The organism is Azospirillaceae bacterium, from assembly GCA_028283825.1.
Classification (GTDB): domain Bacteria; phylum Pseudomonadota; class Alphaproteobacteria; order Azospirillales; family Azospirillaceae; genus Nitrospirillum.
This window is the reverse complement of the sequence record JAPWJW010000003.1, coordinates 1,440,384-1,453,157: the sequence shown is the minus strand read 5'-3', so window position 1 is coordinate 1,453,157 and position 12,774 is coordinate 1,440,384. Positions and strand designations below refer to the sequence as shown.

Genomic DNA, 12,774 nt, shown 5'->3' with positions numbered 1-12,774 from the left:
TTCAATTCCCCATCAGGCCGGCGCCCAGGTTGATGCCCAGCGCCAGGATGGCGGTGTTGAACAGGAAGGACAGCAGGCTGTGCGCCAGCACGGCGCGGCGGATGACGGCCGTCTGGGTCGTCACGTCCGACACCTGCGCCGTCATGCCGATGGTGAAGGCGAAATAGAGGAATTCCCAGTAGTCGGGCTGCTTGCAGCCGGGGAAATCGATGCCCTTGCCCTCCAGCCAGTACGCGTGGGCATAGTGCTGGGCGAAGATCATGTGCACGAAGGCCCAGGAACACAGCACGGTGGCGGCCCCCAGGATGGCGCTGCCGGCCACGTCGGGCGTGCCCTTGGCATCCGCCACCTCCATCACGATGGCGACCAGCGACGCCAGCGCCGCCAGGCTGGTGACCAGCAGGATCACCCACTTGCCCGATTCCAGTTCGCGGGCGCGGGCGCGGATGCTGTTCACGTCGGCCCGGCCGAAATGGATCAGCACCAGGGCGATGTACAGCACGATGCCAGCGCACCAGCCGACCAGCGTGGCGCTGACCGGCCGGGTCGCGTGCGTGGCGGCGGCGCCCACGACGACACCGAAGCCCAGGCCGATATACAGGCTGGGATGATGGCGGAACGGCTGGATCAGGCTGCCCAGGGGCATGGGGTGTTCCCCCCTTCTTCTCGGGTGCGGTCCCCCAGCGATAAGCCCGGCCGGGCCACCCCGCAAGGTGCCAAGGTGGCCGATGCCGGCGGCGGCGGGTGCCGCGCGGGATAGGCCGCCGGCAAAAGAGCAGCCCGCCCAGAGGCTTGGCCGAAACGTCCGTCCTGTGGGCCCGCTATCGCCTTTGGCCTAGCGTTCCCAGGACGAACGGCGGGCCGTACCGACAACGCGCCTGTTGCAATACCGTCCAAAACATCGTCCTCTGGCCTCCTGACTGGTCGAAGGCCCGAAGAACAGGGCCCCGGCTGCCCTTGTTTCTTGCCGTTATTATCGGGGTGGAGGCCCCGTCGCCCATGGTGCGTAGCTTTGTCGCGGCCCTCGCTCTGGCTGTCTTCCTGCCCGCCGCCGTCACAGCTTCCCCCCAAGAGCGCCCCCCGGCCCCGCAGCCGGCGCCGGCCCAAGCGGGAAAGCCGACCGGTACGCCATCCGCCACACCTCCTGCGGGCCCCCCGACTCAGGGCGCCAACCCTGATGCCGGCCCCTTCGGCCTGACCGGGGTCGATGTGTCGGCGGAGCGGGACGACCCCGAGGCCTGCTTCACCTTCAACCGGCCGCTGGCCAAGGCCCGGGCCGGGCTGCAGGACCCCTACGCCGGCAAGGTCGAGATCCTGGCCAAGGCGGCCCCCGCCCCGGGGCAGGCCACGGGCGGCACCCCCGCCGCCGATGCCGGCACCCTTCTGGCCCGCCCCATCGTGGTGCGCGACCGCAGCCTGTGCATCCAGAAGCTGGAGCATGGCCGCCGCTACACCGTCACCCTGAAGGCGGGCCTGCCGGCTGCCGGCGGGACCGAGACGCTGTCCGCCCCGCAGACCCGGGATATCGAGGTGCTGAATCGCCGGCCGGCGCTGGCCTTCCGCAGCGGCGGCTACATCCTGCCGCGCATCGGGCGCGAGGGGTTGCCGCTGCGCACCATCAATGTGGAGCGCGCGCGCCTGCAGGTCCTGCACATCAAGGACCGCTCGCTGGTCGAGCAAATCTATTACGGCCGCCTGAACCAGACCCTGAACGACATCGACGTCGGCTCGCTGGTGGAAAAGAACGGTGAACTGGTGTGGCGCGGCGAGATGGCCGTGGGCGACAAGCGCAACCAGGCGCAGGTGACACCTTTCCCCATCGACGCGGTGCTGGGCCAACTGAAGCCCGGCGTCTACGTCGCGGTGGCGGAGGACGCCACCGCCAAGGCCGCCAGCTGGGAAGGTCGCGCCACCCAGTGGTTCATCGTCTCCGACCTGGGCCTGACCACCCTGTCGGGCACCAACGGCCTGCTGGTCTACGTCCATTCCCTGCGCACCGCCACGCCGCTGGCGGGGGTTGAGGTGCGGGTGGTCGCCCGCGACAACAAGGAACTGGGCAAGGTGGTGACCGGGCCCGATGGTGCCGCGCGCTTTGATGCCGCCTCGGGTGCCGCCAAGGGCCAGGCCCTGTTCGCCAGCACCAAGGACGGCGACTTCAGCTTCCTGGACCTGACGGCGCCGGGCCTGGACCTGGCGGCGCGTGGTGCTGCCGGCCGGCCCTCGCCGGGGGCCCTGGACGCCTATGTCTTCGCCGATCGCGGCATCTATCGCCCGGGTGAGGCGGTGCACGTCACCACCCTGTTGCGCGACGCCGCCGCCCAGGCCGTGGCCGGCCGGCCGCTGACCCTGAAGGTCCAGCGCCCCGATGGGCTGGAGATTGAGCGCCTGGCCCTGGCTGATCGGGGCAACGGCGGTTACGCCGCCATCGTGGACGTGCCCAGCAACGCCGCCGCCGGCACCTGGACCATGACGGTGCACGCCGATGCCGATGGCCCGGCCGTGGGCACCCTGCGCCTGCAGGTGGCGGACTTCGTGCCGCCGCGCGTCAATCTGGATCTCTCCGCCGACCAGGCCCGCATCGGGCCGGAAGGGGCGCTGACCCTGTCCGTCAACGGCCGCACGCCGGCCGGCGTGCCGGCGGCCAACCTGGCCGGCACCCTATCGGTCACCCTGCGCCCGGCGGCCGATCCCTTCCCGCAGCTTCAGGGCCTGCAGTACCAGGGGTACCGCTTCGGCTTGGCGCAGGAGGATGGCGCCCCCCGGCAGGAGACGCTGCCCGGATTCGCCACCGACGCCAATGGTGTCGCCAGCGTGCCGGTGTCGCTGAAAGGCAAGCTGGACGGTTCCCGCCCGCTGGAGGCGGTGTTCCATGCCGCCCTGTTCGATGTCGGCGGCGGCACCACCGCCCACGATCTGGTGGTGCCGGTGGAACGCCACCCCTACACCATCGGCATCCGCCCGCGTTTCGCCGACGACGCCGTGCCCGAGGGGGCGACCGCCGGCTTCGACGTCATCGCCGTCTCCCCCGACGGCAAGCCCCTGGACAAGGGGCAGCTGTCCTACGACCTCTATGAGGAACGGCTGGACTATGTCTGGTTCGAGGCCAACGGCAGCTGGGACTACAAGCCCCAGGTGCGCGACCAGAAGCTGACGGGCGGCACCGTGGCCGCCACCGCCAAGGGTCCCGCCGGGATCGAGGCGCCGGTGACCTCCGGCCGTTATCGGCTTGAGGTCTACGACCCCGCCACCGGCGTCGCCGGTAGTGTGCGTTTCGCCGCCGGTTCCTGGGTCAGCGCCCGCCTGGGTGAGACGCCGGATGCGGTGGAGGTGACGGTGAAGGGTGCCGTGGGCGGTGGGCCGCTGGTCCCCGGTTCCAAGGCGTCGGTCTTCGTGCGCCCGCCCTACCGCAGCACTGTGCTGATCACCCTGGCCGACCGTGCCGTGCGCCAGACCCTGACCCGGGAGATCGGGGCCGAGGGCGCCTTGGTGGAGGTGCCGGTCGATGCCGACATCGGCGGCGGCGCCTACATCATCGCCAACGCCTTCGCCCCGGTCGAGGCCGGGCGGCGGTCCCTGCCGCGCCGCGCGGTGGGTGTGGACTGGCTGCCGGTGGCCATGGCCGGCCGCACCCTGACGCCCAAGATCGACGGCCCGGCCGAAAGCCGGCCGCGCACCACCGTGCACATTCCCATCGTGGTGCCGGGTGCGGCACCCGGGCAGGGCGTTCACCTGGTGCTGTCGGCGGTGGACCAGGGCGTGCTGGACCTCACCGGCTACAAGACCCCCGATCCCGAAGGCTGGTTTTACGGCCAGCGCCAGTTGGGCGTGGACATCCACGACGTCTACGGTCGCCTGACGGCGCCGCACGGTGCGCCGTCCGCCCCGCCGCCCGCGGCGGCCCCATCCTCGGACTCCGTGCCGCCGCGCGGCGCGCCGGTGGTGGCGCTCTATACCGGCGTGCTGGCGGTGGGCAATGACGGCAAGGTGCAGGTACCGTTGGCCCTGCCGGACTTCCAGGGCCGGCTGCGCCTGATGGCCACCGTCTGGTCGGCCGGCGCGCTGGGCCATGCCGACCGCGTTCTGTCGGTGCGTGATCCGGTGCAGGCCGACATGGTGCTGCCCCGCTTCCTGGCGCCGGAGGACACCGCCCGCCTGACCCTGACGCTGAACAACGTCAGCGGCGTGAAGGGCACCTATACCGTGACCTTGCAGGCCGAAGGCCCGCTGTCCTTCCCGGTCGATACCGCCAACCGCGGCGTCGGCGCCAAGAAGCGCAAGGGCAAGGACGTGGCGCGTCCGGAACCGCGCGACGTCGTCGCCGTGTTCCGCAGCGTGGCCAAGGGCGGCAAGGTCACCCTGAACCGCGACATCAAGGGCCTGGCCGTGGGCAACGGCCGCCTGGTGATGACGGTGAAGGGGCCGGAGGGCCTTAATCTGACGCGTGATTTCACCGTGCCGGTGCGGGGCAACCTGCCGGTCGTGACCCGGCATGAGACGGTGGACATCCGCCCCGGCACGACGGTGCAGGTGCCCAGCGAATCGGCGCAGGGCTTGCGCCCGGAAACGGCGGTTGCGGGCCTGGCGCTCAGCCCCCTGCCGGAACTGGACGTGCCCGGCCTGCTGATGACCCTGGACCGTAACGCCTATGGCTCGTCGGAACAGATCGCCAGCCGCAGCCTGCCGCTGCTGTATCTGGGCGATGCCGCCAAGGCCCTGGGCCTGTCCACCGACGCGGCGCTGCGTGAGCGGGTGGACCGCGCCATCGACAAGGTGCTGACCCTGGAACGGGCCGACGGCGGCTTCGCCCTGTGGTCGGCCGACGGCCCGGCCGAACCCTGGCTGTCCGCCTATGTCATGGACTTCCTGACCCGGGCGCGTGACGCCGGCCACGCCGTGCCGGACGCCCCCTACCGCAAGGGCCTGGACTGGCTGGTGCGCAGCGTCGGCAACAGCTGGGTGGAACCGGCCGACCTGCCGGCCCGCGCCTACGCCTTGGCCGTGGTTGCCAAGGCCAAGGCGGTGGACACCGCGGCCGTGCGTTATTTCTATGAAACCTTCTGGGACAGGCTGCCCACCCGCCTGGCCCGTGCCCATGCCGCCGCGGCATTGGCGGCTGCCGGCCTGCCCCAGGCGCAGGAAGCCTACGCCCGGGTCGACGGCCTGCGCATCACCCTGCCGGGCATGCGCGACTTTGGCTCCGACCTGCGTGACCGGGCGGCCAGCCTGGCCCTGCTGGCCGAAGGCAACGTCCCGGTGGACCGCCTGGCGGCGCAAGCCAAGGAGGTGCAGGGCCTGCTGCGCGAACCGGCGTTGATCGGCAGCCAGGAACGCGCCTGGCTGCTGGTGGCGGCCCACGGCCTGGCGCAACGCGCGGGGTCCATGACCCTGGGCCTGGCCGGCCAGGCGCCGGCCGAAACCCGGCCGCTGGTACGCCGGCTGGAGATCGGCGGCCGCCCGCTGTCCGTCGCCAATGGCGGGCAGCAGCCGGTGCAGCGCACGGTGGCCGTGTCCGGCATTCCGCTGGTCACCGACGCCACGGCACCGGCCACGCAAGGGTACGCCATCGAACGCCGCCTGCTGGACCTGAAGGGCAAGCCGGTCGATCCCGCCCATGTCCACCAGAACGACCTGCTGGCCGTGGTGCTGTCGGGCAAGGCCGACGGCACGGCGCCGACGCAAATCCTGGTCAGCGACCCGGTGGCGGCGGGGTTGGCGATCGAGACGGTGCGCATCGCGCGCGGCGGCCTGCCACCGGAACTGTCCGGTGCCGTGGGCGACATCAGCGACGCTACCCATGTCGAGGCGCGCGAGGACCGCTACGTCGCCGCCGTGGACCTGACGGCCGACCGCCGCGATTTCCGCCTGGTCTACCTGGTGCGCGCCGTCCTGCCCGGCACCTACGCCCAGGCCCCCGCCCAGGTGGAGGAATGGACTTCGCCCAATCACCAGGCCACCGGCGTCGCCGGCAGTCTGGTGATCGTGCCTTAGGCCTGTTCCCTCAAATGCCGGGCGCCCCCTTGCGGGGGCTTGGCTGTCCTCCCTTTCCGGTCCACTCCATTCCCCGGAAAGGTCCGGCGGCCGCGGTCGCGGCCTTGTCGCTACGCTCCGGTGATCCTGGCGTGGGCGATGGGGAGAGGGGGGCGGCGGCGGTGTGGCGCACATGAAAACAGCCCCGGAAGGTGCTGTGCTTCCGGGGCTGTGATCATTTTGGGGCGGGGCGTTCAAAAGCGGCGGCCCTTGCCGCCGTAGGACGCGACGGCGTCCGCCGGAGCTTTCCGGGGAGCGTCAGCGGACTGGAAAGCGAGGATGAGGCAAGCGGCCGGATGGCCGCGCCCGCCGCCTGAGGGGACAGGATTAAGTTAAGCCAGCGCCACCCACACCGCCTCGCGGCCCTTGGGGGCGTCGGCGATGCGCATCTGCACGCGCTGGCCTTCGTCCAGGTGGTCCATGCCGCAACGGCGCAGGACGCTTTTGTGCACGAACACGTCCTTGCCGCCGTCATCGGCCAGGACAAAGCCGAAGCCCTTGTCGGCCTTGAACCATTTGACGGTGCCGTCGATCTCGATTTCGGCCCCGGTGGGCACCCGGTCGCGGGGGCGCTGTGCGCCGCCGCCGGGCCGTTCCGGCGCCTCCGCCATGCCCGTCACTTCCACGATGCGCAACACCTGCGGGCCCTTCGGCCCGGCGCCGATGGTGCACAACAACTCGGTCCCCTCCGAAATGTCGGCCAGACCGGCCCGGCTGATCACCGAGATGTGCAGGAATGCGTCAGGCGTTCCGTCTTCCAGGGCAACGAAGCCGAAGCCCTTTGACGTGTTGAACCATTTAACCTGGGCCTTGGCCGGGAGACCCTCGTCCTGGCTGAAGGCGTCATACGATCCGAAGCGTGGCACGAGGCAGTACCTTCCCGATATGTGCCGGCCCCGCTCAAGGGGCACCGGCCCGATGATCTCACCCCCCATGGCCGTCGCGACGGGTATGCCCGGACCGGCCCGGAACCATCCCTGTTTTTGTACGATGCGGCGGCTTAACCCGTCTTAATGGTAAACATAAACGGTGGGGGACCGCTACTGTAATGTGTGTGGAAATGTTGCGCTGCGGCAGGGGCTTCGTTCCTTTCATCCACAGGCTGGCAGGCCGGCAACACCCCGGTATTCACGGCGCCGCCGAAATCCCGGGGGTGATGCCGGCAGCAACGACACGTTGTGCCGGGTGTCGATGATCGGCGGCGATCCCCGCACGAAACGCTTGAGTAGCGCCCGCGATGCAGGCAGGTTACCGGCTTAGACCGGGGCCTGGAGTCCCGGCAGAATGGTTGCCGTTCCGCCCGCCGGGTATGCGTCCCTCGTCGTCAGCGTCGGCACCCTCGTGCTTCAAAACATTGGAGCGGCGGCGGCCCTATGCCTGAACGGGCCCCGCCCCTGGGGAGAAAACGTATGATGGCCGACATGGCCGTGGGTGCGGCGCATATTTGGGAACACAGCTACCCATCGGGCGTGGATTGGAACGCCCCCATCCCGGTGAAACCGCTGACGGATCTGTTCGACAGTTCCGCGGCGCGGTTCGCCGACCGTCCCTTCATCGACTTCCTGGGCAAACGCTACACCTACCGCCAGGGCGCCGACATGGTGGACCGGGTGGCCAAGGGGTTGCAGGCGCTTGGCGTCGGCCGGGGCGTGCGTGTCGGCCTGTTCCTGCCCAACTGCCCGTACTTCATCTTCTGCTACTTCGGCATCCTGAAGACCGGTGCCACGGTGGTGAACTTCAACCCGCTGTATGCCGAGCGCGAGTTGGTGAAGCAGATCAATGACTCCGAGGTGGAGATCATGGTCACCATCGACGTGCCCCAGCTGTACGACAAGCTGGCGCTGATGCCGGCGCAGACGTGCCTGAAGAAGATCGTCACCGGCCGCATGGCCGATGTCCTGCCCTTCCCGAAGAACGTCCTGTACCCGCTGGTGAAGCGCAAGGACATCGCCCACCCGCCGGCCGATGCCCTGAACATGCCCTTCCGCGACCTGGTGGCGAATGACGGCCGCTATCGGCCGGTGGACATCGACCCGGTCGAGGACGTGGCGGTGCTGCAATACACCGGCGGCACCACCGGCATCCCCAAGGGCGCCATGCTGACCCACGCCAACCTGACCGCCAACACGGTGCAGTCGGCGTTGTGGTTCTACCAGGGGCGGCCGGGCCAGGAACGCATGCTGGGCGTGCTGCCCCTGTTCCACGTCTTCGCCATGACCGGGGTCATGAACCTGTCGATCTACCTGGGGGCGGAGATGATCCTGCTGCCCCGGTTCGAGATCGAGCAGGTGCTGCAGACCATCGACAAGAAGAAGCCCACCCAGTTCCCGGCGGTGCCCACCATCTACACCGCCATCAACAACTACAAGGACCGGGCCAAGTACGACCTGTCCTCGCTGGCGTTCAGCATCTCCGGTGGGGCGCCGCTGCCGCTGGATGTCTGCCAGACCTTCCAGGACCATACCGGCTGCAAGCTGGTGGAGGGCTACGGCCTGTCCGAATCGGCGCCGGTGGCCACCGTCAATCCCATCGACGGCCCGGTTGGTGGCAAGGTCAAGGTGGGATCCATCGGCCTGCCCGTGCCCGGCACCATCATCGAGATCGTCAGTGTGGAGGACGGCCGGACGGTGATGCCCCAGGGGGAGCGGGGGGAGGTCTGCATCCGGGGCCCGCAGGTGATGAAGGGCTATTGGAAGCGGCCGGATGAAACGGCACTCACCTTGCGCGACGGCCGCCTGCACACCGGCGACGTCGGCTACATGGATGAGGACGGCTACATCTACATCGTGGACCGCATCAAGGACATGATCCTGGCCGGCGGCTACAACGTCTATCCGCGCAACGTGGAAGAGGCGATCTACCTGCACCCCGCCGTCAACGAGTGCATCGTGCTGGGCGTGCCCGATCCCTATCGTGGCCAGACGGTGAAGGCCTACATCAAGCTGGCCGAGGGCCATGCCATGACGCAGGCGGAATTGTGCGACTTCCTGCGCGACAAGCTGTCGGCCATCGAACTGCCCAAGCAGGTGGAATTCCGGGACGAATTGCCGAAGACCATGATCGGCAAACTGTCGCGCAAGGCCCTGCTGGATGAGATGGAGGCGCAGAAGGCCGCCAAAGCCTCCTGACGTCTTTCCGTTGAGCGTTTAGAATCACGGCGGCGGTGCGATGGCATCGCCGCCGTTCTCTTTTCCCCCCATCGAAGGCTTTTTCCCCGCCATGCCCAAAGTCGTCGTCGCCGGCAGCATCAACACCGATGTCCTCACCACCATGCGCCGGGCGCCACGCCCGGGGGAGACGGTGAATGGTGAGACGGTGGCCTTCGGCCGGGGCGGCAAGGGGCTGAACCAGGCCATAGCCGCCGCCCGCCAGGGTGTGGGTGTGGAGTTTGTCGGCCGGGTGGGCCGCGATGCCTTCGGTGACCAGGCGCTGGCCTTCTTCCAGGCCAACGGCGTGGGCACGGGCGGCATCGCCCGCACCGATACCGCCACCGGCACCGCCATTGTCATGGTGGATGCCAGTGCGGAAAATAGCATCGTCGTCATTCCCGCCGCCAATGGCGAGGTCTCGGCCGCCGACCTGGACGCCGTGGCCATCGCCGCCGGCGACGTGCTGGTCAGCCAGTTCGAGATCCCGCGCGAGACCATCGCCGACTTCTTCCGCCGGGGCCGCGCCGCCGGGGCCACGACCGTGCTGAACGCCGCCCCCGCCCTGGACGACGCGCCGGAGTCCTTGTGGGCCGATGTCGATATCCTGGTGGTGAATGAGACGGAACTGGGCCACTTCGCCGGCGTGGACGTTCCCGGCGATGCGACGGAGGATGCCGTGGCCGCGGCATCCCGCCGCCTGATGCGCCGGCCGGGCCAGACGGTGGTGGCGACGCTGGGCGTGCGCGGCGCCCTGGCCGTCACCGCCGACGACCAGGTCATCGTGCCCGGTCGCGCGGTGAAGGCGGTGGACACCACCGGCGCCGGCGACTGCTTCGTGGGCGCGCTGGCCGCCCGCCTGGCCCAGGGCGACGCCCTGCCGCAGGCCATGCGCCATGCCAACGTCGCCGCCTCCATCGCCGTCACGCGCATTGGCGCGGGCGATGCCATGCCGACGGCGGACGAGGTTACGCCCCATCTCTGAGGGGCGGCTTCTGCCGGGCAAGCTTTGCCCGGCGGTGGCCGTCGCATCGATGCGACGGTCCCATTCCTGCCGGGGTCGTTGCAGTTCTGTATGGGAATCCAAGGCTTTCGGAAAGCGGCCCCGCTGGCACACCCCTTGCTCTCCCTCCCGGGCAAAGATTTGACCTTGCCTCTGAGGAGACGCGGATGTCCTTCGTCCAGGAATGTGTGGACTTGTCCCGCCAGCACCTGATCGCCGGTTTCCTGGCGGAAGCCGAGATGAGCTGCCGCACCGCGTTGGCGACCGATCCCGTGCATGCCGAGGCCACCCACCTGCTGGGGGTGATCGCGCTGAAGGCCAACCGCCCGGTGGAGGCCAGCGAGCTGTTCACCCAGGCCATCGCCCTGGACGGGGAGAATTTCCAGTACCGCAACAGCCTGGGCGTGCTGCTGTACGGCTGCAGCCGTTTCGCCGCGGCCGAGCTGTGTTTCCGCATGGCGGTGACACTGAACCCCGACGATGCCGTCAGCCAGAACAACCTGGGCAACGCCCTGCGCGCCCTGGGCCGCCTGGCGGAGGCCGAGGCCCGCTTCCGCGAGGCGGTGGAACTGAACCCCCACTATGCCGAGGGGCACAACAATCTGGGCAACACCCTGCGCGAACTGGGCAATCTGGAAGAGGCGGAGTTCTGCTTCCGCCATTCCCTGGGCCTGATGCCCGACAATCTGGACGCCCTGTACAATCTGGGCACCCTGCTGCTGCACAGCGGCCGGCTGGATGAGGCCGGCGGCCTGTTCGCCCAGGTGCTGGCGGCCGACAACAGCCGGTATGAGGCGGCGATCTGCCTGGCCCAGGTGTTCCAGGGCCAGGACCGGACCGAGGACGCGGTGGCCCTGCTGACCGGTGTGCAGGCCCGCTCCCCGGAAAACCAGGCGGTGCAGTACGCGCTGCAACTGCTGCGCAGCACCCAGATCCCCGATTGGCACATCCCGCGCCTGAACGATCATGAGCGCAACGACGCCTATGAGACGGCCCTGTCGCGCGCCATCCGCCCCGGCGACCTGGTGCTGGAGCTGGGCGCCGGTTCGGCGCTGGTCAGCATGATGGCGGCCCGCGCCGGCGCGGAACGGGTGATAGCGGCCGAACCGCTGCCGGCCCTGGCCGGCGTGGCGCGGGAGACGGTGGCTCTGAACGGCTACGCCGACCGCGTCAGCGTCGTGGCGAAGAGGCCGCAGGACCTGAAGCTGGGCGTGGACCTGGAGCGCCCGGCCGACGTGCTGGTGTCCAACGTCGTCAATGTCGGCATGCTGGCCCCCGACATGCTGGCCATCCTGGACCATGCCCGGCGCAACCTGGCCCGCCCCGGCGCCCGCATCATCCCGGCCGCCGCCACCGTCTGGGCCCAGCTGATCCAGGCGGACGATCTGCGCCGCGTCAGCCCCATCCGCACCGTCAGCGGCTTCGACATGAGCCGATTCGACCAGTTCCGGTCACCTGGCTACCAGCAGATCGATCTGGCGCACGACGTGCACCAGACCCTGTCGGAACCCTTTCCGGCCTGGTTCTTCGACTTCCGCGTCAGCATGCCGGACAGCGACCTCAAAAGCCTGACGGTCCAGGCCACCAAGGCCGGCACGGTGCAGGGCGTGGCCTTCTGGTTCGACCTGCACATGGATGAGGAGGTGGTCTACAGCTCCCGCTCCACCGCGCGCACCAACCACTGGAAGCAGGCCGCTTATTTCTTCGGCCAGGATTTCCATGTCGCCCAGGGCCAGCCCATGCTGCTGGGCACCGGCTACGACCACACGCAGATTCACTTTTTCATCTGACCCTCAGGCGCCGGGCGCCGCCATCCGGCGGCTGGGCTATCCTCCCTTTTCAGTCCGCTGACGCTCCCCGAAAAGGTCCGGCGGCCGCCGTCGCGGCCTACGGCATGAGCCGCGGCTCATGCCGCTTGGCGTCCTTCGGGCAGGGGTGCTGAGGGAGCGTTTTCCCTACCCCCAACGGATAAAGTTGAAAGGTGGTTCAGGAAGCCGTTGACAGCGGCGGGGGTCATGCTTACGTTTACGTAAACGTAAGGCGCCGGATCCCGACGAACGAGGATGCCTGGCCGGCCTAGGGAGAAGACGATGCCCGATGGAGCGCCCGTGACGGCGGTGGAAGAGACGTACACCATCAGTCAATTGGCCGAGGCGTTTGAACTGACGCCCCGCACCATCCGCTACTATGAAGACGAAGGCCTGCTGACCCCGCGCCGCGAAGGGCAGCAGCGGGTCTATACCCACCGCGACTGGGCCCGGCTGAAGCTGATCATGCGCGGCAAGCGCCTGGGCTTCACCATCGCCGGTATCAAGGGTTTCCTGGACCTGTATGACCTGGGCGATGCCCAGGTGGGCCAGATGCGCTTCCTGCTGAAGGGCGCGCGGGAGCGCATCCACGCGCTGGAACAGCAGCTGCGCGACGTGCAGCAGACGCTGGTCGATCTCAAGGATATCGAGGGCCTGGTGATGGACCACCTGGCCAAGAAGGGCGCGCTGGGCCAGGGGATGCCCGACGGCGACGCCTGAGCCGGCCCTGACCGGTCTTGCCGGCGTGCGGGAACAGAGCCCGGCCGGAATTCCCTTTCGCACAACAATC

The 12,774-nt window shown here is 69.1% G+C and carries 7 protein-coding genes; 5 read left to right on the top strand and 2 right to left on the bottom strand.

The window, feature by feature from the left end:
* Position 1: 1 nt before the first annotated feature.
* Positions 2-646, bottom strand: coding sequence for a DUF1345 domain-containing protein (locus PW843_18545; GenBank protein ID MDE1148587.1), 645 nt, complete (start codon positions 644-646; stop codon positions 2-4).
* A gap of 563 nt (positions 647-1,209) precedes the next feature.
* Here PW843_18545 and PW843_18540 point away from each other — a divergent pair.
* Positions 1,210-5,988: an alpha-2-macroglobulin gene (locus tag PW843_18540; protein ID MDE1148586.1), complete on the top strand. Its 4,779-nt coding sequence runs from the start codon at positions 1,210-1,212 to the stop codon at positions 5,986-5,988.
* A gap of 371 nt (positions 5,989-6,359) precedes the next feature.
* Here the strand turns inward: PW843_18540 and PW843_18535 are convergent, their stop codons facing one another.
* Complete coding sequence (locus PW843_18535) at positions 6,360-6,893, bottom strand: cold shock domain-containing protein (GenBank protein MDE1148585.1); 534 nt, start codon at positions 6,891-6,893, stop codon at positions 6,360-6,362.
* 543 nt (positions 6,894-7,436) lie between these two features.
* On the opposite strand from PW843_18535, the gene PW843_18530 reads away from it, so the two are divergent.
* The 4 genes from PW843_18530 (at position 7,437) to PW843_18515 (ending at position 12,704) form a co-directional block, all read left to right on the top strand.
* Positions 7,437-9,155 carry a long-chain fatty acid--CoA ligase gene (locus PW843_18530; GenBank protein MDE1148584.1) on the top strand — a complete coding sequence of 573 codons (1,719 nt, stop codon included), beginning with the start codon at positions 7,437-7,439 and terminating at the stop codon, positions 9,153-9,155.
* Between the two features lie 91 nt (positions 9,156-9,246).
* Positions 9,247-10,158 carry a ribokinase gene (locus PW843_18525; protein MDE1148583.1) on the top strand — a complete coding sequence of 304 codons (912 nt, stop codon included), beginning with the start codon at positions 9,247-9,249 and terminating at the stop codon, positions 10,156-10,158.
* A 185-nt stretch (positions 10,159-10,343) separates the two neighbouring features.
* On the top strand, positions 10,344-11,966 hold the full coding sequence (locus tag PW843_18520; GenBank protein ID MDE1148582.1) for a tetratricopeptide repeat protein: 1,623 nt from the start codon (positions 10,344-10,346) through the stop codon (positions 11,964-11,966).
* Positions 11,967-12,266: 300 nt separating this feature from the next.
* The gene (locus PW843_18515; GenBank protein MDE1148581.1) at positions 12,267-12,704 is read left to right on the top strand and encodes a MerR family DNA-binding transcriptional regulator; all 438 of its coding nucleotides are present in this window, start codon (positions 12,267-12,269) and stop codon (positions 12,702-12,704) included.
* The last annotated feature ends 70 nt before the right edge of the window (positions 12,705-12,774 follow it).